Annotated in this window: 23 protein-coding genes; 14 read left to right on the forward strand and 9 right to left on the reverse strand. The window is 38.6% G+C overall.

The window, feature by feature from the left end:
* The first annotated feature begins 53 nt into the window (after positions 1–53).
* From HP439_RS00235 to rdgB, 3 genes are all read left to right on the forward strand, one after another.
* Positions 54–1,034: a deoxyhypusine synthase family protein gene (locus tag HP439_RS00235; RefSeq protein ID WP_172388315.1), complete on the forward strand. Its 981-nt coding sequence runs from the start codon at positions 54–56 to the stop codon at positions 1,032–1,034.
* Between the two features lie 81 nt (positions 1,035–1,115).
* Positions 1,116–1,646, forward strand: a complete 531-nt coding sequence (locus HP439_RS00240; protein WP_246229110.1) for a hypothetical protein — start codon at positions 1,116–1,118, stop codon at positions 1,644–1,646.
* 44 nt (positions 1,647–1,690) lie between these two features.
* Positions 1,691–2,266 carry an RdgB/HAM1 family non-canonical purine NTP pyrophosphatase gene (rdgB, locus tag HP439_RS00245; RefSeq protein WP_172388317.1) on the forward strand — a complete coding sequence of 192 codons (576 nt, stop codon included), beginning with the start codon at positions 1,691–1,693 and terminating at the stop codon, positions 2,264–2,266.
* Positions 2,267–2,309: 43 nt separating this feature from the next.
* Here the strand turns inward: rdgB and HP439_RS00250 are convergent, their stop codons facing one another.
* On the reverse strand, positions 2,310–4,745 hold the full coding sequence (locus HP439_RS00250; RefSeq protein WP_343043492.1) for an OstA-like protein: 2,436 nt from the start codon (positions 4,743–4,745) through the stop codon (positions 2,310–2,312).
* Positions 4,746–4,842: 97 nt separating this feature from the next.
* Here HP439_RS00250 and tilS point away from each other — a divergent pair, with 97 nt between their 5' ends.
* The 5 genes from tilS to HP439_RS00275 all read left to right on the forward strand — a co-directional run bounded on the left by tilS (position 4,843) and on the right by HP439_RS00275 (position 8,627).
* Positions 4,843–6,174, forward strand: coding sequence for a tRNA lysidine(34) synthetase TilS (gene tilS / locus HP439_RS00255; protein ID WP_172388318.1), 1,332 nt, complete (start codon positions 4,843–4,845; stop codon positions 6,172–6,174).
* A 5-nt stretch (positions 6,175–6,179) separates the two neighbouring features.
* The gene (locus HP439_RS00260) at positions 6,180–6,671 is read left to right on the forward strand and encodes a hypothetical protein (RefSeq protein WP_172388319.1); all 492 of its coding nucleotides are present in this window, start codon (positions 6,180–6,182) and stop codon (positions 6,669–6,671) included.
* A gap of 141 nt (positions 6,672–6,812) precedes the next feature.
* The gene (locus tag HP439_RS00265) at positions 6,813–7,127 is read left to right on the forward strand and encodes a DUF4834 family protein (RefSeq protein ID WP_172388320.1); all 315 of its coding nucleotides are present in this window, start codon (positions 6,813–6,815) and stop codon (positions 7,125–7,127) included.
* Positions 7,128–7,216: 89 nt separating this feature from the next.
* Positions 7,217–8,320 carry a DNA replication/repair protein RecF gene (gene recF / locus HP439_RS00270; protein ID WP_172388321.1) on the forward strand — a complete coding sequence of 368 codons (1,104 nt, stop codon included), beginning with the start codon at positions 7,217–7,219 and terminating at the stop codon, positions 8,318–8,320.
* Positions 8,313–8,627 carry a DciA family protein gene (locus HP439_RS00275; RefSeq protein WP_172388322.1) on the forward strand — a complete coding sequence of 105 codons (315 nt, stop codon included), beginning with the start codon at positions 8,313–8,315 and terminating at the stop codon, positions 8,625–8,627. The genes recF and HP439_RS00275 overlap by 8 nt, the downstream gene beginning before the upstream one ends.
* 123 nt (positions 8,628–8,750) lie before the next feature.
* Here HP439_RS00275 and HP439_RS00280 read toward each other — a convergent pair whose 3' ends face one another.
* The 3 genes from HP439_RS00280 to sucC form a co-directional block, all read right to left on the reverse strand.
* Positions 8,751–9,371: an L-threonylcarbamoyladenylate synthase gene (locus tag HP439_RS00280; RefSeq protein ID WP_172388323.1), complete on the reverse strand. Its 621-nt coding sequence runs from the start codon at positions 9,369–9,371 to the stop codon at positions 8,751–8,753.
* A gap of 67 nt (positions 9,372–9,438) precedes the next feature.
* Positions 9,439–10,884, reverse strand: a complete 1,446-nt coding sequence (asnS, locus tag HP439_RS00285) for an asparagine--tRNA ligase (RefSeq protein WP_172388324.1) — start codon at positions 10,882–10,884, stop codon at positions 9,439–9,441.
* Between the two features lie 215 nt (positions 10,885–11,099).
* A complete protein-coding gene (gene sucC, locus HP439_RS00290; protein ID WP_172388325.1) occupies positions 11,100–12,293 on the reverse strand; it encodes an ADP-forming succinate--CoA ligase subunit beta in 1,194 nt (397 codons plus the stop codon).
* 140 nt (positions 12,294–12,433) lie between these two features.
* Between sucC and HP439_RS00295 the strand changes: the two genes are divergently transcribed.
* The 5 genes from HP439_RS00295 to HP439_RS00315 are packed head-to-tail and all read left to right on the forward strand — an operon-like array spanning position 12,434 to position 16,718.
* Positions 12,434–13,087: an ABC transporter ATP-binding protein gene (locus tag HP439_RS00295; protein ID WP_172388360.1), complete on the forward strand. Its 654-nt coding sequence runs from the start codon at positions 12,434–12,436 to the stop codon at positions 13,085–13,087.
* A 4-nt stretch (positions 13,088–13,091) separates the two neighbouring features.
* Positions 13,092–13,559, forward strand: a complete 468-nt coding sequence (locus tag HP439_RS00300; RefSeq protein WP_172388326.1) for a hypothetical protein — start codon at positions 13,092–13,094, stop codon at positions 13,557–13,559.
* A gap of 9 nt (positions 13,560–13,568) precedes the next feature.
* Entirely contained in the window at positions 13,569–14,135 is a 567-nt protein-coding gene (locus tag HP439_RS00305) for an HAD family hydrolase (protein ID WP_172388327.1), read from the forward strand.
* Positions 14,136–14,147: 12 nt separating this feature from the next.
* On the forward strand, positions 14,148–15,683 hold the full coding sequence (locus HP439_RS00310; protein WP_172388328.1) for a S41 family peptidase: 1,536 nt from the start codon (positions 14,148–14,150) through the stop codon (positions 15,681–15,683).
* A 30-nt stretch (positions 15,684–15,713) separates the two neighbouring features.
* Entirely contained in the window at positions 15,714–16,718 is a 1,005-nt protein-coding gene (locus tag HP439_RS00315) for a LacI family DNA-binding transcriptional regulator (protein WP_172388329.1), read from the forward strand.
* A gap of 125 nt (positions 16,719–16,843) precedes the next feature.
* Here HP439_RS00315 and lpdA (HP439_RS00320) read toward each other — a convergent pair whose 3' ends face one another.
* Positions 16,844–18,232: a dihydrolipoyl dehydrogenase gene (gene lpdA / locus HP439_RS00320; protein ID WP_172388330.1), complete on the reverse strand. Its 1,389-nt coding sequence runs from the start codon at positions 18,230–18,232 to the stop codon at positions 16,844–16,846.
* Between the two features lie 274 nt (positions 18,233–18,506).
* Here lpdA (HP439_RS00320) and HP439_RS00325 point away from each other — a divergent pair, with 274 nt between their 5' ends.
* A complete protein-coding gene (locus HP439_RS00325; RefSeq protein WP_172388331.1) occupies positions 18,507–18,800 on the forward strand; it encodes a DUF3817 domain-containing protein in 294 nt (97 codons plus the stop codon).
* On the opposite strand, the gene HP439_RS00330 is transcribed toward HP439_RS00325, so the two are convergent.
* The 4 genes from HP439_RS00330 to HP439_RS00345 form a co-directional block, all read right to left on the reverse strand.
* Positions 18,801–19,199 carry an acyl-CoA thioesterase gene (locus HP439_RS00330; protein ID WP_172388332.1) on the reverse strand — a complete coding sequence of 133 codons (399 nt, stop codon included), beginning with the start codon at positions 19,197–19,199 and terminating at the stop codon, positions 18,801–18,803.
* Between the two features lie 74 nt (positions 19,200–19,273).
* Positions 19,274–20,680, reverse strand: a complete 1,407-nt coding sequence (gene lpdA, locus HP439_RS00335; RefSeq protein ID WP_172388333.1) for a dihydrolipoyl dehydrogenase — start codon at positions 20,678–20,680, stop codon at positions 19,274–19,276.
* Positions 20,681–20,825: 145 nt separating this feature from the next.
* Entirely contained in the window at positions 20,826–21,365 is a 540-nt protein-coding gene (locus HP439_RS00340) for a plastocyanin/azurin family copper-binding protein (protein ID WP_172388334.1), read from the reverse strand.
* A 187-nt stretch (positions 21,366–21,552) separates the two neighbouring features.
* Entirely contained in the window at positions 21,553–23,166 is a 1,614-nt protein-coding gene (locus HP439_RS00345) for a response regulator (RefSeq protein ID WP_172388335.1), read from the reverse strand.
* Position 23,167 lies beyond the last annotated feature (1 nt).

The raw sequence follows: 23,167 nt of genomic DNA on the forward strand, positions 1-23,167 counted from the left end.
TGGCAAATCGTTCCGATTATGTATCTTTGTTTCAGAATTGAAAATTTGAAACTATGAGTACACAAAAAGGTCCTATTTCCCAATTTTTGGAGAAAAATTATCTGCATTTCAATGCCGCCGCGATGGTTGATGCGGCTAAAGGATATGAAACTCACCTATTAGAAGGTGGAAAGATGCTAATTTCGTTGGGCGGTGCAATGAGTACGGCAGAATTAGGGATTTCACTCGCTGAGATGATTCGTCAAGATAAAGTTCATATTATTTCATGTACAGGGGCGAACTTGGAAGAAGACGTAATGAATCTAGTTGCACATTCACACTATAAGCGTGTTCCTAACTACCGTGATCTGACACCAGAACAAGAACGGGAATTGCTTGATCAGCACTTTAATCGTGTAACTGATACTTGTATTCCAGAAGAGGAAGCGTTCCGTCGCTTGCAAAAGCATTTGGAACACGTTTGGAATACAGCGGAGCAGAAAGGTGAACGCTATCTTCCACACGAATATCTCTACCAAGTCGTAAACTCTGGTGTGTTAGAGCAATATTATGAGATTGATCCGAAGGATTCTTGGATTGTTGCTGCCGCCGAGAAAAACTTACCTATTGTATGTCCAGGATGGGAAGACTCTACGACCGGTAATATTTTTGCTTCGAACGTAATTAAAGGTAAATTAAAAGCAAGCACCGTGAAGTCTGGTATCGAATATATGATTTATTTAACGGAATGGTATCGCGCTAATTCTGGAGGTAAAGGAGTGGGGTTCTTTCAAATTGCAGGTGGTATTTCCGGAGATTTTCCAATTTGTGTTGTGCCAATGATGTACCAAGATTTGGAGTGGGAAGACGTTCCTTTTTGGGCTTATTTCTGTCAAATTTCAGATTCTACAACCTCATATGGGTCATATTCTGGAGCAGTTCCAAATGAAAAAATTACGTGGGGAAAATTAGATATTGATACGCCTAAGTTCGTAGTTGAGTCTGATGCAACAATCGTTGCCCCGTTGATTTTTGCTTACGTATTAGGACAATAATTTTTTAATTTATAGAATTGGAGCTCCTTAGTGCTATCTACTTGAAACTAGGGGGTGCTTTTTTTGAAAAAGGATTGGTTGATGAACTTAATAACAAAAAACCCTATTGCACTCCAAACTTTAATGAGTGAAGCTCTGTTTTCAATTAGGGAAGAGGTTAAAGACAGTTCGACTGGTCAATCATTACAGACTGCCTCTGTTGAGCCGTTGAGCGCAAAGGATCTTTTTGAGTACCGTGGCGATCGGACCACAGGGGTATTGTTTATTCTTCGTTATCCTCAATATCCTTATTTTTCTCCTGAAGCTGAAGCTGCTTTCGTGAAAACCATTGGCGCCCTGAATTTGACGATGGCAAACGTCGCTATCGTGAATTTGGCTAATCCTGATAATCCAAATGATTGGAAGCTTATCATGGAATTTTTTCAACCCAAGAAAATAACTTTACTTGGGGTTGATCCTAGGTCGTTAAAATTACCGTTAATAGCGCATAACTCTTATATGAAGGGTCGCGTGTCCGTTGTTTTTAACACCTTTAGTTTCGAAGAAATGTTTTCTGACCTGTCCAAGAAGAAGCTTTTCTGGAATGAATTTAAGACATTTATTGGAGCCTAAAATTTGAGGAGCATCGACTAACTTATAATTACAATTTCAAAAAAATGCTCGAATTAGTATTTGCGACTAACAATGCGCATAAACTTCAGGAAGTACAAGCCATTATTGAAGATAAGTTTTTTTTAAAATCGTTGGCCGATATTGGTTGTACAGACGATATCCCCGAAACTGGAACAACGTTTTTTGAGAACGCAAAGCAGAAGACCGATTTTTTAGTGAATAAATACGGTTTTTTTTGTTTTGGAGATGATTCGGGTCTCGAAATTGATGCTTTAAATGGTGAGCCCGGAGTTTATTCTGCGAGGTACTCAGGGACGCGTGATATGGACAAAAATATAGGTTTAGTGTTGTCTAAGTTACGAGGGGTGACAAATAGAGCAGCGCGCTTTAAAACCGTAATTTCCCTTTATTTAAACGAACAGCAATATTTTTTCGAAGGATCAATTGAAGGGGTGATTATTGATAGGCTACGTGGAACTTCTGGTTTCGGTTATGACCCTATTTTTATTCCAGACGGGCATGATCAAACCTTTGCTGAGATGTCTGCAGAACAGAAAAATTCAATAAGTCATCGGGCAATTGCAGTTCAGAAATTAGCTGACTTTTTAAAGCACTTCTAAGAGTCGTTGTGTTGAAATTTGAAATTCAAACGGCAAAAAACAACTAATTTAATAGCTGTTTTTTGCCGTTTTTCGATGTATCAGATTGTTGCTTTATTTTTATTGGAGGTTTGGCTATGATTGTTTTTCTTGTTAATGTATCGGAGTTTAGCAATTCTGCTGAACTATGATCCGACGTAGTGTCTTTGATAGATGACTTTTGTGATTGATCAGGAACGTCGTCGTTAAGGTCTATCTCTTGCGGTTCAGGAGTGTTTTTTGTATTGTCTGAGGCTTCCTGCATAGGGCTACGGACGATCTCTCGTTTTCGATTGATCATGTCTTCTTTTGACTTTGGTCTATCTTGAGGTCGCCAAGTAAATCCGGGTAGGACCTCGTTTTCTTGTGTCACGAGTCTAAATGGATATACCCGTTGATCAACTTTACGGATTGTTATATAGTCAATTATTTTTTTGTTTTCCATCTTTATCTTGATACGGGCTCCGCGATCGTGAAACATCTCTGTGATGGTATTCGTCGAATCATTGGTTGAAAAAATTAGATTTTCAGCATTTCCGTCAACATATAAGCGATCGATTGCGTTATTGGCAAAGAACGCTGTAATTTTCCTACCTTTTAATTGGTTAAATTTCAATGTGTCTAGCACCGCGTTTACCATGAATGCATTGCCAACCAACAGTGCATTGTCTAACCTCTGGTTTAATGCTTGCATGTAAATGGTGTCCGATGAAATCTGTGACCCTTCTGCCCAGATCATCGGTCGACCCATAAATCGGAACATGGAATCCGCCATGCCATAATATACCGAATCCGCAACGGCTTGGAGATCTGACTTGAACATTCGAACGTTATAATACGCCTTGACAATTCTTGTGCGTGCTGTGTCGAGATAGGCTGGATTACTGGTGTCCGGAGTGACTGTATCTGTCGTCTGTGCAGTAATAAGGGCGTTGTTGATTATGCTGTCAGCCTGTGCCGCGTGTGGGATTATCGCTTTTCTTCTGATGATGGAATCTTGTTTCATCGCCGAACTTATTGCGATATCTGTGTCTTTTGCGACATGAACTGGTGGAGTGGTTTCTGTTTTAGTGATACTCTTATTTTTTTCGTTGTGAGTCGTATCTGATTGAGGTTTAGATATAACGTTTGAAAGGTTGGCATCTAGATGAACACTATCAGTTCGTAACGTATACGCCGTATTTTTTGTTGTTGAATCTGTTGCTAGGCTATCATTCTGAAAATCTGTATAATCGTCCTCGTTTCCATAATCAATTTCGTCATCGATTTCAATGGCTCCGCCATTTCTGTCTAAATTGAAATTGAGTGCCACATAGTCTTTTAGCATGATCATCTGTGAATACAGGGTGTCCGCGGTCATATATACCGAATCTACTGTGCTTGCCTCTTTTTTCACGCTGGACACAGCTAAAGTGGAACTTTTATTACTCACGCTGTCTTGCGAAATTTCTATTGGAGGGGGGGGATTAGCTTCGACCGTCTTGTTTTCCGGTAAACGCAAACTTGCCGTGGTATCGATAATGGTTTTATTGGAGTCAGTTCCTGGCGAGTCATTTTTAACGACAGTAATAATTAATGGTTTGTCGGTCATTGTAATGGACTCGCTTGATTGATCATATAATCCGTAGCCTCCATAAGCGTAGAATTTGTCGATGGTGTCTACAAAAACAACATTATTATAGGCCTTACCAATCCCTGTAGCTCGATCGTAATATAAACTATCTCCCTTAAGGAATTTAGAGCCGCTGTTATACAGGTTATTTAATGAAAATTTTGCGATACCATTCTCTGTTTGATAATTTCCTTTTTCTGTGTATAGGTTCTCGCCTGCGTTTCCTTTGATGTCTGTCGGGCCGAAAAAATAGGTAGTTCGCTGTGTAGAATTATAACGCATGGTATCTGTATAGATTTTTACGTCTGGAGAGCGAACAACAACTTTATTTCTAAAATACGCATCTTGAGAGCGCTCGAAGTAATATCCGTTTTTTGAAGTGATTGTGTCAGTGCCGGTGATTATACGTCCCCCACCGGTATAGGTGCCAATCTGATCACGCATTTTGTATACCAAATGGTTGGTGGTTAGCGTCGATCCTTTATCCACCATTCGTACACTATTGGTTAAGGTTGCGATTTGTGGCGCTGCATTATAATGCAATTTATCCGAATAAATAACAGTTCCTGAAGGTTGTGTAATTACAACATTTCCAAAGGCTTCGAAAAACTGTCTTTTTAACTCGTCTTCATACATGTAACTGCTGTCTGCGGAAAGCGTGCTTCCTTTATGCTCGAAAACACCATTATAGTATATCGAACGCCCCGTTTTGGAGTTGATAATTACGTTGCGGGATGAAATAAGCGTGAGACGATCCTCTGTTGTGCCGGGACGTTGAGAGCCAGGGTTCTGAGCGTAGGCGCAGAAAATACTGAATACGCAGAGGATCGAAAGTATATAATGATTCACGATGGCAAAAATAACTAATTAATTAGCAAATTTTTGTTAAAGGATAAATTTTCATAAGAAATACTTTTGGTCAAATTTAAAATTTTAACTTTGGTATATGCACATCATGACCCGGTTTCGAAAATATCTACAGAACCCACTTTCAGTGGGGCTTAAAGATAAGATTTTACTTGCGGTCAGTGGTGGCCGTGACTCGATGCTCATGGCCCACCTTTTCTTGGATGCAGGATATAATTGTATAATTCTGCATTGTAATTTCGGTCTACGAGGACTAGATTCTGACTTAGATGAGCAGTTGGTTGTTGATTTTGCTAAAAAGAGGGGAGTGAGCTATGTGATTGAGCATTTTCAGACGAAAAAATATGCTGCCGAGCGTTGCCTTTCTATACAGATGGCTGCTCGTGAGTTACGATATAAGTGGTTTGAGCAAAAGCGTCAGGAGCTACACGGGGAATGGATTGCTGTGGCCCAGCACCGTAACGATCATATTGAAACAGCATTTTTAAACTTATGTCGTGGGACAGGACTTGTTGGTTTGCAAGGGATATTGCCGCGACGAGGACATATCATTCGACCCTTACTGTTTGTTGGGTCCCAAGAGATTACTGAAGAAGTCAATCGTCTCGAAATTCCTTTCCGAGACGATCAATCCAATTTCTCTACTAAGTACTTGCGAAATAAGCTTAGGCTAGACATTCTTCCAAAATTTAAAGAGCTTACTCCGGAATTTGAGAACATTATGGTGGAGAATATGGATAGATTTCACCAGTCTGTTCAGCTTTTAGAATATTTCGTTAAACCAATTCGCGTAAAGCTCTTTCAGAGGGATGGCGAGTTATACACGATCAACAGAGAAGCTTTACGTGACTATATTGACAACACGCCGCTGATGTATGAGCTATTTCGTGAATTTGACTTCGCTCCTGAAGTGTTAAAGGATTTACAAGTTAATTTCGATGGAATTGCAGGAAAGGTTTTCCAATCGAGAAAATACGAACTTTTGCTCGATAGAGAGTATTTGAGGATGCGTCCCAGGCAGAGTGAGCTTGTCGAAAGCCCAACGATATATTTGAATGAAAACACGAATCAAGTGTCTTTCTCCGGTGAGCGTTTTTTCGTAACCACGAGTGAAGATCGACATATTCTATCTGACAAGTCTATCGCCCAAATTGATTATGATCTTCTTATATTTCCACTGCAGTTACGGTTATGGCAATTTGGGGACGTATTTTATCCCCTAGGAATGACAGGAAAGAAGAAAGTAAGCGATTTTTTTGTTCAGCAAAAGTTAGATTTGTTTCAGAAGAAACGTGTTCCGATATTAGTAAATGGAAATGGTGATATAATTTGGATAGCCAAATATCGGTTAGATAATCGATATCGCATTACCGAACGCACAAGAAAAGTATATATTATAGAATCCAATTAGGCATTATGGGTGGACATTATCTTTTTCAGGAAAAGCAATATTTAGGGCGAGATGCAACATGGATTAGTGTACGTTTAATCTTAGTATTGTTTTGTTTTATCGCAAGCTATTTGAATATAGAGCACCTACCATCTCAGCAATTATTCTTTATTGTTGGAGTAGGAATTATTATCGTGTCAATGCTGATGATATATATGGTGCATTACAAAACGGTTATAGATGGTAAATTTTTAATATTAAGTGGACTTTGGTCATCGAAATTGGTTAAAATTGATCTCTTTAATATAAAGAAGGTCGAGCTCAGACCCTATAGCACATTTATTTTTAATAATCCTGTATATAACTTACATAAAAACGGTAAAATCCGGTTTTACTCTGGAGGAAAAGATGCTATTTGGCTGACAGATAAGGATGGATTGGTGTATATTATTGGTTCTCACAAAGCTGAGGAATTCGCACGAGCGATACAGGAAGCTATACGAAAGTTAAATAGTTAACGCTCGTTCGGGCAAATGACATGTGATTTTTCGTGCTAGATCGTTGATAGTGGTTAATTAATGTTAACCAAGCTCTTGCTGACATTCTATTGACGGAACTTTTATCGGATTTTTATTATTTTTGGTACAAAGGTTTTAGATATGGCATTTTTGAAATTTATAGCAATTTTCTTTATTATATTTTACGCAGTCCGATTTTTATTGCGCTTGGTAATGCCCTTTGCATTACGTAAGGTTACTGAGCGATTGATGCGTAACGCTCAACAATCTTCTGCAGGTGGGAGAACTGGACAATATCAGTATACTAGCAGCGATCCTTATAGTCAATTTAAACAGCAGGCTAAACCCAAACATGAAGGAGAGGTTCGCGTTGACTATGTACCAGTTGAAGAAAGCAAACCGCGAAAAGGTACCGAAACTGCCGGCGAGTTTGTTGATTTTGAAGAAGTGAAATAATCCGCGTTATACATAGATTCAGCTATTTGTTTTAAACTTAATAGATAGTGGTATACATTTGTTAATTTTGCTACTTATTTTGGTATACCATGTGGTTGAAGCAACTCTCTGTTTTAAATTTTAAAAATTATTCGGAAACTTTTCTTGAATTTATACCTCAGGTAAACGCCTTTTCCGGTGCCAACGGTGCAGGAAAAACGAACTTACTCGACGCTATTCATTACTTGGCGCTGTGTAAATCCTATTTTAATCCTATCGACTCTCAACATATCAAAAAAGGTTTAGACTGGTTCATGGTCCAAGGTACCTTTCAGAAGAACGACGTGTCGGATATCGTTGCTTGTAGCTTAAAGCGGAATCAAAAAAAACAGTTTAAAAAAAACAAAAAGGATTATATCCGCTTAGCCGATCACATAGGACAGTTTCCAATAGTTATGATTTCCCCGAATGACACTTCTATTATTGTTGAAGGAAGTGAGGAACGTCGAAAATTCATAGACAATGTAGTTTCACAGACGGATAATTTTTATCTAGACCTATTAATACAGTATAACAAGATCCTCTTACAGCGTAACACGTTGCTAAAGCAGGTTCGTGAAAAAGGTATGCTGGACTTAGGACTATTTGAGATATTAAACTTTCAACTTACGGAAGTGGGGGAACGTATTTTTAATAGAAGAAAGGAATTTATGTTAGAGTTCCTTCCAGAATTTCAGCGTTACTACCAATATTTGAGTGCCGATGCCGAACTGGTTACCCTAACTTACGAATCCCCACTGATGGAGAATGATATGGAATCACTTCTTCGAATTAATTTTGAGAAGGACCGTGCTTTAGAACGGACATCTCAAGGAATCCATAAAGATGACTTATTATTTACGATTCACGATGGAATGCCGCTTAAAAAATTTGGTTCCCAAGGCCAACAAAAATCATTTTTGATTGCTCTAAAACTCGCTCAGTATAGTTATCTACGTGACAAGAAGAGTACAAAACCTCTATTGCTCTTAGACGATATATTTGATAAGCTTGACGAACATCGTACTAAAAAACTTATGCAGTTGGTTTCTGACGACGAATTTGGGCAGATCTTTCTTACAGATACGGATGGGAAAAGAATTAAGCGAATTTTTGACGAAATAGCTCAGCCAATTTGTATTTTTGAAGTTAAAGGAGGTGCGATCGATGTATAAAAAGAAATTTGATGAGATCCCGACACGAGATGACGTTGGAATTAAGGTAGCGATTGAAAAGTGGATTGACGTATATCGTTTACGGTCGAAATTTGACGAATCCTCTATTGTTGGCGCTTGGCCAGCTATCATTGGAAAAGCGATTGCTAATCGTACACAAAAAATATATATTCACGAGAAAAAGCTTTTTGTAAAGGTGGAATCAGCGGTTATAAAAAACGAGCTTGCTATGATGCGTAGACAAATTATTGGTCGGGTTAATGAATATGTTGGGCATGTTATCATTGAAGAGTTTATAATTTTATAGCCCTCTGATTAACTATTACTGAAGGAGCGAACATAGATCCGCGGCGTCTTAACAAGAATATTTTTGCCTCATTACAAAAGCCATAATCTACTTTTGTTTCAAATGAATTTGTTATATTCGGGTTTAAAGGTAATCTTCGATATCGCCCTTACCTTCACGAATAACTTCGAAATCACCAGAGGTAACATCGATCACCGTTGAAGCGACGTTGTCACCATAACCGCCGTCTATAACAAGATCTACCAATTCTTTATATTTTTCGTGTATAAGTTCCGGATCAGTCGAATATTCGATTATCTCATCCTCGTCATGAATGGAAGAGGTGATGATAGGGTTGCCCAATTCTTTTACAATTTCCCGAACAATATTATTATTTGGAACGCGAATACCAACTGTTTTTTTCTTAGAACTAAGTAGTTTCGGTACTTGCCCACTGGCATTGAAAATAAACGTAAAAGGACCTGGTAAAGCCTTCTTTAACACTCGAAAGACAGTTGTGTCAAATGGTTTTGTGAAGCTTGATATCTCGGTAAGATCATAGCAGATGAACGAAAGATTTGATTTATCAGGATTTAATCCGCGTATTTGGCATACACGTTCAATTGCTTTATGGTTGGTTATATCACAGCCAATTCCATACACGGTATCCGTAGGGTAGATAATTACTCCTCCTTTTTTTAATATGTCCACAGCTTGAGCTATTGCTTTAGCGTTCGGATTGTCTTCGTATATTTTTATTAGCATGGTTTGTTGTTTTTATAATAACAAAGATCCCCATGAAGTGTTTTTCATGAGGATCATACTTTATTCGTTAAAACTCCGCATTTTTAGGGGATCGTGGGAATGGGATAACATCTCTTATGTTTGTCATTCCTGTCACGAAAAGAACCAATCTTTCAAATCCGACCCCAAAACCTGAGTGCGGTGCTGAACCAAAGCGGCGTGTATCAAGAAACCAGTCCATTTCTTCCTCTGGAATTCCAACTTCTTCCATCCTCGCTAATAATTTATCTAAGTTTTCCTCGCGTTGCGAGCCTCCAACCATCTCTCCAATTCCCGGAAACAAGATATCCATCGCACGAACAGTATGGCGTCCCAAAGCGTCCGGTTCATTTTGTTTCATGTAGAACGATTTTATTTCTCGAGGATAATCGGTTAAAATTACGGGCTTTTTAAAATGTTTCTCAACGAGATAGCGTTCGTGCTCAGATTGCAAGTCAGCTCCCCATTCGTTGATTAAATATTTGAATTGTTTCTTTTGATTCGGTTTGCTACGTTTCAGAATTTCTATAGCGTCTGAATAGGTAACGCGCTCAAAATCGTTCGATAGGACGAAATTTAATTTTTCTACCAAGTTATATTCTGAGCGTTCAGTTTGTGGTTTAGATTTTTCTTCTTCCAGCAATCTGTTTTTTAATAATTCGATTTCATCTGGACAATTTTCTAAAGCGTATCTGATGACATACTTTAATAAATCTTCGGCGAGATCCATGTTGTCGTCTAACTCATAAAATGCCATTTCTGGTTCTATCATCCAGAACTCCGCTAAATGGCGGGTTGTGTTTGAATTTTCGGCACGGAAAGTAGGGCCAAAGGTATAGATATTTCCAAATGCCATCGCAGCTAGTTCGCCTTCAAGCTGGCCTGAAACGGTAAGGTTTGTAGATTTGCCAAAGAAATCTTCTTTAAAGTCGATTTCTCCAGTTTCCGTTCGTGGTGGATTATCAAGGTCTAACGTAGTTACACGGAACATTTCGCCTGCACCTTCAGCGTCAGACCCCGTAATTATTGGAGTGTGCATATATACAAACTCTCGGTCATTGAAGAATTTATGTACCGCAAACGAAAGGGCATTGCGTATTTTGAAAACTGCATTAAATGTACCCGTTCTAAAGCGTAAGTGAGCAATTTCGCGTAAAAATTCTAAACTGTGTTTTTTGGGTTGAAGTGGATATTTTTCCGGATCTGAATCGCCTAATATTTGTAGGTCTACAACTTTAATTTCGACCCGTTGACCTTTTCCTAAAGATTCGATTAGTCGACCCCGTACACGAATAGCCGCACCGGTAGTGATACGTTTTAATAAGGCGTCTTCTGTATTTTCAAAATCAACCACTGCTTGTATATTATGAATTGTAGAGCCATCGTTGATCGCAATAAACTGATTATTTCTGAAAGTTCTTACCCAACCTTTAACAATAATGTCTTTGTCAAACTCTTCTGATTGTAATAGTTTTTTAATACGTGTGTGTTCCATTTTAAATAATAATAATCGTCGATTCTCTAGATTTCACAGGTTACAAAAATAGCGTATTATTTCCTAAATACGCCATTGGTGGGTTAAAAGAATACAACGGTTGTTTAATTTAAATTTAATTTCGGCTGAATGATGTTTCGCCAATTGATGGTTTTTATGTATATCAAAAAAAGCCCTTGGAATTTCCAAAGGCTTTTTAAATATGTGTTTTGAGATTAGTTCGCTAGAACCTTTGTTACAAGTTCCGCAGCTTCTTTTAATTGGATAGCTGAATAAACTTTCAAACCTGACTCATCAATTAATTTTTTAGCTTCTGCAGCATTTGTACCTTGAAGACGTACAATAATCGGTACTGGAATGTTTCCAATCTCTTGATAAGCATCAATAACGCCTTGTGCAACACGATCACAGCGAACAATTCCACCGAATATATTTATCAAGATTGCTTTTACATTTGGATCTTTCAAAATAATGTTGAAACCGGCTTTTACAGTTTCTGCATTTGCAGTACCACCAACGTCTAAGAAGTTTGCGGGTTCACCACCAGCAATCTTAATGATATCCATCGTCGCCATTGCTAAACCGGCCCCGTTTACCATACAACCAACGTTACCATCAAGTTTAACGTAATTTAGGTTTGATTCACCAGCTTCAACTTCTGTCGGATCTTCTTCTAAAACGTCACGTAATGCTGCGTAATCAGCGTGGCGATATAATGCATTTTCGTCGAAATTTACTTTTGCGTCAACAGCTAGAATTTTGTCGTCAGATGTCTTAAGGACAGGGTTGATTTCGAAAAGAGATGCGTCTATGCTGTCGTATGCTTTGTATAATGAACTGATGAATTTCACCATCTCCTTTTGTGCTGCACCCGATAGGCCTAGGTTAAATGCAATCTTACGTGCTTGAAAACCTTGTAAGCCGGCTTTAGGATCTATTTCTTCTTTGAAAATCAAATGAGGAGTTTTCTCTGCTACCTCTTCAATATCCATTCCACCTTCCGTAGAGTACATAATAATATTGCGACCCTTCGCACGATCTAATAAAACCGAAACATAAAACTCTTTGGTTTCACTTTCACCAGGGTAGTAAACATCTTGTGCAACTAATACTTTGTGTACTTTTTTTCCTTCTGGCCCAGTTTGTGGAGTAACCAATTGCATACCGATAATGTCGGTAGCACGTTGTAAAACCTCATCGTGGTTTTTTGCTAGTTTTACGCCACCACCTTTACCTCGGCCACCAGCGTGGATTTGTGCCTTTATCACAACCCAGTCTGAGTTAAGATCTTGTTTCAACGTTTGGGCAGCTTGTACAGCCTGCTCTGGAGTTTCTGCAAGAATTCCTTCTTGAACTCTTACGCCAAAACCTTTAAGTATTTCTTTTGCTTGATATTCGTGAATGTTCATCTTAAAAAATTTGTGGTAAAAGTAGCATTTTTTAATGGAAGGGTCAAGTAATTATTAGCTAAAATAAAGATAACTTTTTGACTTTAATGAGTACTAAAGTATTGCTGAAGTTTTTGCGGCATTTTCACTACCTTCGCATTATGATATTGAAGGCAAGTCATATTAACAAATCGTTTGGAAAGTTGCCGATTTTACGTGGCGTAGATTTATCGGTTAAAAAAGGAGAAGTTGTTTCTATTGTTGGTGCTTCGGGTGCAGGCAAAAGTACATTGCTGCACATTATAGGTACCTTAGATAAGCCGGATAGTGGGGACCTGGTAATAGATGGTGTAAATATTGCTGGATTGAGTGAAAAGAAGCTCAGTTTGTTTAGAAACCAGCATATTGGATTTGTATTCCAATTTCATCATCTCCTTCCGGAATTTACGGCGTTGGAAAATGTTTGCATTCCCGCCTTTATTAATGGCATAAGTAAAAAGCAAGCTGAAGACCGCGCCATAGAGCTTCTGGCGCGCCTAGGGGTAGAACACCGGGCTCATCATAAGCCGTCGGAAATGTCAGGTGGAGAGCAACAACGCGTTTCTGTAGCGCGTGCCCTTGTAAACAACCCTTCCTTAATATTAGCCGACGAGCCCTCAGGGAATTTAGATTCGGAGAATGCGGCCTCTTTACACAAACTGTTTTTCGAATTACGTGAGTCACTAAATCAAACTTTCATTATAGTTACACATAACGAGGAACTTGCGGGAATTTCAGATCGAACAATCCACATGAGAGATGGTAAGATCAGTTGAAAATATGGATAAAATATTGATTACTTACGGAACACGACCACTCGCACAACGTGTTAGCAAATTACTCGCTTCAAAGTATGCTGTAGTGTATGGAAGCAGTGAGATATTTCCCGATGTTCTACTTAAAGGCGATTATAGAAAAATTCCAACAGGTGTGAATCCAACATTTGCACACGAGTTACTTAAATTGTGTCTAGACGAAGGGTGCCGATTTATTTTACCTCTCGGAAAACAAGAGTTAGCGGCGCTTCATCAAGCTCGTGTTTTATTTAGCGAATATGGAGTGAATGTTTTAATTCCCGAGAATATTGATGAAATGCTAATTTTAGAAAACCCCGAACAAGGGTTACCGCTTCAAGTTTTTAACGATGGTGTAGACCTCGTTTCCGGAAGGAAAATTGATATCGACAATTTTTCAGGTATAGGTCTTCTGTCAGACGATCAGCGTTCTGTAATTTTATGTTTAACATAACGTTTTTTTATGGTTAGCGATACTTTAGGTAATGATCCCGCGATATATGCTTTTGAGATCGACGATGTGCTTTATCAGAAGCGCGACTATATTTTACAGGTCTTTTACCTATTTGCAAATTTTCTCGACTATACAGAGGGGACAAGTCAGGCGTCAGCTTTGGTTGAGTATATGAAAAAAAGATATGAAGAAAATGGTCCTTTGGATGATATTGTTGTTGTGACAGAAACGTTGGCTCATTTTGGGTTGTCTGACTCATTTCTTGATAACTATCAGCGCTTACGGGCTAACGCAACTTTGCCTTTAAAACTATATCTAAAACCATCAACGAAAGCTCTATTTAAAACGATTCTTGCTGGAGATAAAGCTATAACTATTCTCACCGATGGGAATCCCGTAGAACAGCTTAATAAGTTAAAACATATTGATTGGGAAGAATTTTCTTTTTATTTGCCCTCACTTAAAGTTTATTTTATACAAGAATTAACATTTAGGAATATCAATCCGATTGATTATATTGGACAAGAATACAATGTACGGACAGCCGATATTCGTGTTATACGTCAGCTCAAATAGTCGAATTAAATTATGAAAAAATACCTTCCATTAACGTTTGTAATGCTTTTATTGCTGGCTTTCTCAGCTTGCAAGAAAGACAACACAATACCAGACACCGATGACGATGATGATGAGATCGCTGTAAAAGAGGATACGATAAAAGACTCTGTCTTTTATTATAGCAAGATGCTTTCTTTATGGCAAGATTATTTACCGCCCCGCAATTTAGATGATATCGATGATGCGGAACTTGTGCGTTCATATACCAAGAATTACGAAACGGCTGAAGAGGTTTTAGAATGGTTGAAGGGTCTTACAAAGTCGGGCTCAACCGGAAAAAACTATGATTGGTATAGCTTTTTAGACCGTCAAGGTGTTGTTAGTGGGGAGATTCAAGATGCGGTCGCCACGAGTTTTGGTATGTATGTTTTCTATCTTCAAACGGAAAGCTCGGGTAGTAATGCGGATTTATATATTCGTATGGTAGATTACAAATCGCCTGCGTACAATGCAGGTATTCGCCGCGGTACTCGAGTCATTAGTATCAACGGAGATACGAAGATCGATTATGATTCGCAGTCTGCGCAAGATTTCAAAAAAATTAATGAATATCTCAGTGCAAGTAGTTTGCAAATTGAGTTTGTGAAACCGGACGGTACGGTAGAGAAGAAAGATGTTGGGAGCGTAAAATATAATTTAGATCCAGTTCTAGATCATCGAGTGATTGCTCTGGACGGAAAAAAAGTTGGATATTTAGCATTTAGTTCATTTGTCTCCACACTCAGCAATCAAGGAACGACAACTGCAATGTATAACCGTTTCGAAGAAATATTTAATGGTTTTGAGAGTCAGGGAATTAATGAATTGGTAGTTGATTTAAGGTATAATGGAGGCGGCGCTGTTGTTACTTCGGAATACTTAGCGGATCGGATAGCACCATCCAGTGCAGATAAGAAGCTTATGTATGAATACAAGACAAATTCACTATTAGAAGGTTGGGGATGGCTTGAACCGGATTCAGCTTTTGGTCCTGTTTATTATCGTAAAAGAGGGTCTTTAGAGGTTCCTCGAGTTTATTTTATTGTAAGTTCGTCAACCGCCTCGGCAAGTGAACTGTTAATTAACTCACTTAAACCCTATATGGAAGTGAAATTGTTAAGTACATTCTCCGTTGGGAACGATGGTCAGGTGGTTGCCGAAAAAACTTATGGAAAACCTGTTGGTTTTTTTGGTCTCCCTATAGTAGAGGATGATATCGAACTCTACGTAACCTCGTTCAAGACGCAGAATGCAGATGGAGAAAGTGATTACTTCGAAGGGTTAGAGGTGGATGGAAATGTTTGGGAATATAACAGCTTTGAGGATTTTGGTGACCAGGATGAAAGTATGCTAGCCGCTGTACTTAATCATATACGATCGGGTAGCTTCGATATGAGTCCCTCTAGCTTAATTGCAGCGCGGAGCGGGCGTGCACAACCAAGTAAAGCGAGAGCGGTAACTAAGATAGTTCAAGGTCATTTTAGGAATGGAATGTATAAATTTCCAAAAGCCGGGTTAACGTTCTAATAGAATACTAAATTAAAATAATTATTACGCATGAAGAAAAAACCAGCTACGATAAAGGAAATAGCACGGAAATTAAAGATTTCACCATCTACCGTTTCTCGCGCATTGAATGATCATCCGAGCATTGGTTTGGTAACCACTATGCGTGTAAAGAAAGTCGCGGAGGAGCTCAATTACGAGCCGAATCAAACTGCTATTTTTTTTAAGCAACGTCGTACTTTTACCATAGGTGTTATTTTACCGAGTTTGTCAGAACCATTTTTTTCTTCGGCAATTAGTGAGATTGAAAATGTTGCTGCAGATCAAAACTATACTGTTTTGATGGGACAGTCGCACGATGATGCCGAGCGTGAACTTCAAATTATTCAGACGTTTAGAAAACATCGCGTAGATGGTATCTTGATGTCTTTGGGTAAAAATACGGAAGATCTTAGTTTTGTTGAAATGTTGAATGAATCGGAAATACCTATTGTGTTTTTTGATTGTGTTCCTAAGATTGACGCGGTGAATAAAGTATATAGTGATCTTTCTTCCGGAATGAAAGAGGCGATTCAAGCATTCGCATCTATAGGACATCAAAATATAGCGTTGATTAATGGGCCTGAAAATTTACTTGCATCTCAAGAGCGGAACAAAGCGTATCGAGTGGCTTTAGAAGGTGAAACGCTTCAGTATGATGAAAAGTATGTTGTTAATACGGATCTTACAGAAAGTGGTAATATAGAGGCAATTGAAAAGTTGTTAGCCATACCTGATCGTCCTTCAGCAATTGTGTCATTTAATGATTTTGTGACGTTAGATGTAATGAAATACGTTCGCCAGAAGGGGTTAGTCCAGAAGAAAGATATTTATTTTATCAGTTATGCTAATTATCCTTTGTGGAAGTATATGGAGAATCCACCAATGGGGAGTATAGAGCAAGATCCTGACAAACAGGCGAGAAAGGCGGCTGAGATTTTATTCGAACATATCGGTACGAAAGAGGATATTGCGCCGGAAACCGTTGTTTTTAAATCGAAATTGGTTTTGAAGTAAAAATCTGTTTTTTGAAAAGGGTATAGTAATTATCGGATCGTTGGAGATTCATTAAGATTCGTATATTAAAAATGGGATGTTCACAATACAATGTGGCATCCCATTTTTAATATATTAGCAAATTGTTATAAGTGAATTACTTCACCGTAAGCATCTGCGGCAGCTTCCATAATTGCTTCACTCATAGTTGGGTGAGGGTGAACGGCTTTAATCATTTCGTGGCCAGTCGTCTCAAGTTTTCTTGCTACAACAATTTCTGCTATCATTTCGGTTACGTTTGCACCAATTAGATGCGCTCCTAATAATTCACCATATTTAGCATCAAAAACCAGTTTAACAAAACCATCTTTTACGCCGGCAGCCGATGCTTTACCCGAGGCCGAAAAAGGAAATTTTCCTACTTTCACTTCATGTCCAGCATCTTTTGCTGCTTTTTCCGTGTAGCCAACAGATGCAATTTCTGGCGAACAATAGGTACACCCAGGGATGTTATTGTAATCGATTGGTTCCACGTGTAGACCTTTAATCTTTTCAACGCAAGTAATACCTTCAGCAGAGGCTACGTGGGCAAGGGCTTGTCCTTTCACGATATCGCCAATAGCAAACACGCCATCGACATTTGTCTTATAAAAATCATCGACCAGTACACGACCCTTCTCCGTTTTGATTCCGACCTCTTCAAGACCCAAGTTTTCAATATTAGGAGTGATTCCGACCGCTGACAATACAACTTCTGCTTCTAGAGTCTCTGTGCCTTTGGCAGTTTTAATAGATACTTTACTTAACGCTCCTGATGTATCAACAGACTGTACCTCTGATTTAGTAAGAATGTCGATTCCAGCCTTCTTCAATGACTTTTCTAATTGTTTAGATACTTCTTCGTCTTCAACAGGGACGATCCTGTCCATGAATTCCACGATAGTTACCTTCGTCCCGATCGCGTTATAGAAATAAGCAAATTCAACGCCAATGGCTCCTGAACCGACCACAACTATTGACTTTGGTTGTTTTTCTAGGTTCATAGCTTGACGATATCCGATAATCTTTTTGCCGTCTTGTGGTAAATTTGGCAATTCACGAGAACGAGCACCAGTTGCAAGTATAGTGTGTTTTGCCGTATAATCCTTTACTGATCCATCTGCAGCTTTTACTTCAATTTTACCGCCTTTTTTTACTTTGGCTGTACCCATGATCACGTCGATCTTGTTTTTCTTCATTAAAAACTGGATGCCTTTACTCATACCATCGGCTACACCACGACTGCGTTTTACAATGGCAGGAAAGTCGGCTTCGCCACCCTGTACTTTGATGCCATAATCTTCCGCGTGGTTTAGATATTCAAATACTTGTGCGCTTTTTAGTAATGCTTTGGTAGGGATACAGCCCCAGTTCAAACAAATCCCACCTAAGGCGTCTCGCTCGATGATTGCCGTTTTGAAACCTAATTGGGATGCGCGAATTGCTGCAACATAGCCTCCAGGACCACTACCGATTACAATGATGTCGTAATTCATAAATATTAATTTTTTTGATGGTCATACTGTTTTAGGCTAAAAAAGCCTAGAGCATATGATAATAAAATATTTGTAGTTCAGACTTTTGTTCTTAGTATGATAACCTCCCAAAAATACATATTTTTTTGGGTTTCAAGTAACGCTTTTTTAGGATAGTGCGTTATTTTGTGAGGTATTAAGTATGAGATGTCAAACTTCAGTCAATTGACGTTTTATATACACTAATTTATTTTTTTTGGATGTATGTTTGCAGAAACATATTTTCATTAATATCATGCTTCGTATTTTTCAACAGATTGCCCTTTGGGAAGCAGTTTCGACTGTGATTTTATTTTTCGTTGCTATGCCGTTAAAATATATCGCCGGAATTCCGGAAGCGGTTCAAGCTGCAGGTTCAATACATGGATTTTTAGTTGTATTGTTTGTTATATTCCTGTTGTTATGTTGGAATGAGTATAAGTGGCCATTCTCTCGAGTTGCAAAGTATTTTTTTATTTCTTTAATACCGGTCGTTTCTTTTTGGGTAGAGAAAGATGTTAAAAAACAACTACGGCTAAATAGGTCCTGATTATTTCGTTACGCGTTCTATCCCCATATATGCGTAGGTAATTTCACTTTTATTATGTGGGGCCGGATTGCCTTCTTTGTCTAAATTGACAAATACCAATTTGTCTATAGAAAGAATCGTCTTTCTGGTGATTTTGTTCCTTACCTCGCAGCGCATCGTTAGCGAGGTGCGTCCGAAACTTACGGCCTCAATACCTAGCTCGATGATGTCTCCCTGTATTGCGGAACTTACGAAGTTTATTTCCGAAATATATTTTGTGACGATTAAAGGATTCCCCAACTGTATTATAGCGTATATAACAGCTTCTTCGTCAATCCAGCGCAAAAGCGTTCCTCCAAATAATGTGCCGTTGGGATTTAAATCTTCTGGCTTTATCCACTTACGAGTATAAAAATTCATATGTTGTTAGGTTTGGGTCTGTTAATATACATAAAAGGCAAGGCCTAGACAGGTCTTGCCTTTTATGTGGCTATTTATGCGTGGATCGCTCTATTTGCAGAAGCTGCTAGAGCGGCCTCTTTTGTTGCTTCCGTATATGTCGGGTGAGCATGACAAATTCGACCGATATCTTCCGCCGACGCGCGATATTCCATAGCGACGACACATTCCGCGATCATATCAGCAGCACGCGGTCCAATAATATGTACCCCTAATACTTCATCAGTATTTGCGTCAGCTAATACTTTTACGAAACCATCGGTATCTCCAGATGCTTTCGCTCGACCTGATGCTTTAAACGAAAATGAACCAGATTTATACTTCACTGCAGCATCTTTTAATTGTTCTTCAGTTTTACCAACCGATGCAACTTCAGGCCACGTGTACACTACTCCAGGGATGAGGTTGTAATCAATATGTGGTTTCTGGCCAACAATGTGTTCAGCGACATAAATCCCTTCATCTTCTGCTTTATGTGCCAACATCGCACCGCGTACAACGTCACCAATGGCATACACACCAGCGATAGACGTTTCCATGTTCTCGTTTACAGTGATTTTGTTTCCGCGTTCTTCAGGTTTAATACCAATGTTTTCTAGTCCTAAACCCTCAGTGTAGGCCGTTCTACCAACAGCTACAATACAATAATCACCTTCGAGCTGAATAGTTTGACCTTTTGAATCCTCCGCTGTAACGGTAACTTTTTTACCTTTCGTAGCTGCGCTGGTTACTTTGTGGCTCATGAAAAAGTCCATGCCTAAGTTCTTTTTTAAGACACGTTGTAATTCTTTACCAAGACCTCCGTCCATTGTTGCAATGATAGATTTAGCATATTCTACTACGGATACTTTGGCGCCTAAACGAGCATATACCGAACCTAATTCAAGACCAATGACTCCACCACCGATTACGATTAGATGCTTAGGTATTTCTTGTAAGTTAAGGGCTTCTGTCGAGGTGATAATGCGCTTTTTATCAACCGGTAAGAAAGGTAGTGCTGTCGGTTTAGATCCTGTAGCGATAATAACGTTTTTAGTTTTTAGTTCTTCTATTGAACCATCTGTTTTGATTACTTTGATAGTGTTTTTATCAATAAACGAACCTATACCTTCTAAAGTATCAATTTTATTTTTTTTAAAGAGATAAGTGATGCCGGCAGTGTTTTGCGCGATAACGTCGTTCTTTCGATCGATCATTTTTTTGACATCAATTTTTAAGTTACTCAAAGCGATACCATGCGCTTCGAAATTATGTGCTGCATTGTGAAAGTGCTCTGAAGTATCCAACAAAGCTTTCGAAGGGATACAACCCACGTTTAAACAGGTACCACCAAAAGTACTATATTTTTCAATAACAGCCGTTTTAAGTCCGAGCTGTGCGCATCGGATAGCGGCTACATAACCACCTGGGCCACTTCCAATAACGATTACGTCGTATTGCATAAAAATATTAATAAAGTTTCGACTTCAAAGTTAGTTAATTAAATAAACTTAATTGTATTTAAGTTGTAAAAATGGATGCCTAAATATCAATAAAGGCACTTGCCGTAAAACAAGTGCCTTTAGCAAATTTGATAAGTTTTGAAGATTATTCTGCAACAATCTTACCTTGCATCACGCCGTAATGTCCAGGGAAACTACAAATGAATGTATATACACCAGCTTCTAGTGTGAAAGTGATTTTATCTTCTTCTCCAGGACCCAATAATTTGGTGTGTGCTGCAACAGAAGATAGGGATGTTTTTGGTAAGTAATCAGCGTCAACTGCAGCGACCGCTTCGCTAGCGAAAGTAGCGACATCGACGCCTGGCTTCAACACGATAAGATTATGACCCATTGATTCTTTTGGAAGTGTACCAACGTTTTTTAATGTTAGTTCAACTGGCTCTCCTGCTTTCACTTTTAACAAGTCGGTATTAAACTTCATTTGATCGTTTGCTTCGACCGTTATAGTATTCGACGATTCAACATTCTCAATCCCCGGTACTGTCTCTGTAGGAGTGGTAGTCGGTTCGGCTGTAGTTGATTGCTCCGCCGTCTCAGTAGCGGAATTGTTTTCTGAACCACCGCCACATGCTGCGAATGTTAGCGCAATCGCGATCGCAGGTAGTATAAATAATTTTTTCATTTTAATTTTATTGTTTTAAACAAACTTAATAAAAATATACGATAATTACGATAGTTGAGTGGTAAGCTTCGGCGTTTTTTCCTGCGGTAGGGTGCGATTTTTACGTGGGATTGATTTTTTTGTTATGCTTCGTATAAGGCAAAAATTATAGGGTGAACGTAAAGAATTTCACTAGATTTGGAGTATGTCAAGTGAGCTTAGCGCCTTTACCAAGCGTAACGCGGATTTTCTGATGTAGATCTGACGGGTCGAACGGTTTTCCAATTACGCCGTCTGCACCAGCCTCGTACGCAGCGGCCTGTTCGTGTTCAAGTACCGATGCCGATATGGTGATGATAGGGATGTAAGCTTTTTGTATGTGATCCATTTTTTTAATTGCACGAATCGCTTCAAAACCCGACATCACTGGCATATGTGTATCCATCAATATAAGGTCATATTGTTCTTGGTTTACATGTTCTACAGCTTGACGGCCGTTTTGAACCATGTCGACTACGCAACCCCAGGATTTCAAAATATGGGCAAGCATAAAGCTATTTAATTCGTTGTCTTCGGCGACTAGAATTCGTAAAGCACCTAACGGTTCCAACTTATTTATAGAGTCTTTTTGTTCTTTTTTGTTTTTTCCTAAATCGTCAACCTGTTCAAAAGTTGCTTCGAATGCGAATATAGAACCTTTACCATAGTCACTAGTCGCAGTAATCTCACCTTTAAGGAGTTCGGCGAGCTTCTTTACAATGGCCAGTCCGAGCCCCGTACCACCATATTTCTTTGTAATCCCATCATCGCCTTGTTCAAATGCTAAAAATATTTTCTCTATTGCCTCAGTTTGGATTCCGATACCGGTATCAGCGACGGAAAATTTTATCGTATATTTATTACCTATATGATTAGTCACCTCTGCTTTTAAAGTGATTTTTCCAGCGTCAGTGAATTTTAAACTATTGGATATAAAATTATTGATTATTTGCTGTATACGCAACGAATCACTTTTTATAAACTCTGGTAAATTAGGATCAATTTCTAACAAAAACGCTAGTTTTTTTTCTTCAGCTCGATTCCTAAAAATGTGACTAATATCTTCCAGCTTTTGTCGTATTGAAAAATTCTCCTCTTCAATTTTCATCATCCCCGAATCAATTTTCGAAATATCAAGAATGTCGTTGATAATTAATATTAGCGAGTTTGATGCGGTATCTAAGCGATTGATCCAGTCACGTTGTTCTGTGCTTAAGTCCGAGCCCCGTAACATGTGAATGATACCCACAATGCCATTAATTGGCGTGCGAATTTCATGGCTCATATTTGCTAGAAAATTCTCTTTTGATTTTTTAGCTTCTTCAGCAGACTCTTTTAGTTTTATCAATTCTTTTTTAGATTCTTCAAGCGCGATATTCTTTAGTTTTAATTCTTCTTGTATGTGTAATTGTTTGACAAATGATTTTACTTTAGCGACGGTAATTTCTGGATTCAAGGGCTTATAGAGATAGTCCACAGCTCCACTTTCGAGCCCTTTTAGTAAGTATTTGTCTTCCTTCGAGATTGCAGTAACCATAATAGCAATTATATGGCTAGTTTTGGGGTTTGATTTTAAAAGCGAGACGAATTCAAAGCCATTTATTTCAGGCATTTGAACATCAACCAGAGCTATAGATACCTCTCTTTTCCAACAAATCTTTAATGCTTCGTTCGGATCTGTCGAACTAATAATATTGACATACTCTAAGTCCTCAAGCAGTGCCGACAAACTGATAATATTCTCTTCTTTATCATCTAAGATCAGTAGATTTATTTTTTGCATA

The organism is Sphingobacterium shayense (genome assembly GCF_013179575.1).
Taxonomy (GTDB): Bacteria; Bacteroidota; Bacteroidia; order Sphingobacteriales; family Sphingobacteriaceae; genus Sphingobacterium; species Sphingobacterium shayense.

Coding starts and splice junctions, on each gene's coding strand:
- HP439_RS00235 (WP_172388315.1), top strand. CDS start 54: ATGAGTACACAAAAAGGTCCTATTTCCCAATTTTTGGAGAAAAATTAT.
- HP439_RS00240 (WP_246229110.1), top strand. CDS start 1,116: ATGAACTTAATAACAAAAAACCCTATTGCACTCCAAACTTTAATGAGT.
- rdgB (WP_172388317.1), top strand. CDS start 1,691: ATGCTCGAATTAGTATTTGCGACTAACAATGCGCATAAACTTCAGGAA.
- tilS (WP_172388318.1), top strand. CDS start 4,843: ATGCACATCATGACCCGGTTTCGAAAATATCTACAGAACCCACTTTCA.
- HP439_RS00260 (WP_172388319.1), top strand. CDS start 6,180: ATGGGTGGACATTATCTTTTTCAGGAAAAGCAATATTTAGGGCGAGAT.
- HP439_RS00265 (WP_172388320.1), top strand. CDS start 6,813: ATGGCATTTTTGAAATTTATAGCAATTTTCTTTATTATATTTTACGCA.
- recF (WP_172388321.1), top strand. CDS start 7,217: ATGTGGTTGAAGCAACTCTCTGTTTTAAATTTTAAAAATTATTCGGAA.
- HP439_RS00275 (WP_172388322.1), top strand. CDS start 8,313: ATGTATAAAAAGAAATTTGATGAGATCCCGACACGAGATGACGTTGGA.
- HP439_RS00280 (WP_172388323.1), bottom strand. CDS start 9,371: ATGCTAATAAAAATATACGAAGACAATCCGAACGCTAAAGCAATAGCT.
- asnS (WP_172388324.1), bottom strand. CDS start 10,884: ATGGAACACACACGTATTAAAAAACTATTACAATCAGAAGAGTTTGAC.
- sucC (WP_172388325.1), bottom strand. CDS start 12,293: ATGAACATTCACGAATATCAAGCAAAAGAAATACTTAAAGGTTTTGGC.
- HP439_RS00295 (WP_172388360.1), top strand. CDS start 12,434: ATGATATTGAAGGCAAGTCATATTAACAAATCGTTTGGAAAGTTGCCG.
- HP439_RS00300 (WP_172388326.1), top strand. CDS start 13,092: ATGGATAAAATATTGATTACTTACGGAACACGACCACTCGCACAACGT.
- HP439_RS00305 (WP_172388327.1), top strand. CDS start 13,569: ATGGTTAGCGATACTTTAGGTAATGATCCCGCGATATATGCTTTTGAG.
- HP439_RS00310 (WP_172388328.1), top strand. CDS start 14,148: ATGAAAAAATACCTTCCATTAACGTTTGTAATGCTTTTATTGCTGGCT.
- HP439_RS00315 (WP_172388329.1), top strand. CDS start 15,714: ATGAAGAAAAAACCAGCTACGATAAAGGAAATAGCACGGAAATTAAAG.
- lpdA (WP_172388330.1), bottom strand. CDS start 18,232: ATGAATTACGACATCATTGTAATCGGTAGTGGTCCTGGAGGCTATGTT.
- HP439_RS00325 (WP_172388331.1), top strand. CDS start 18,507: ATGCTTCGTATTTTTCAACAGATTGCCCTTTGGGAAGCAGTTTCGACT.
- HP439_RS00330 (WP_172388332.1), bottom strand. CDS start 19,199: ATGAATTTTTATACTCGTAAGTGGATAAAGCCAGAAGATTTAAATCCC.
- lpdA (WP_172388333.1), bottom strand. CDS start 20,680: ATGCAATACGACGTAATCGTTATTGGAAGTGGCCCAGGTGGTTATGTA.
- HP439_RS00340 (WP_172388334.1), bottom strand. CDS start 21,365: ATGAAAAAATTATTTATACTACCTGCGATCGCGATTGCGCTAACATTC.
- HP439_RS00345 (WP_172388335.1), bottom strand. CDS start 23,166: ATGCAAAAAATAAATCTACTGATCTTAGATGATAAAGAAGAGAATATT.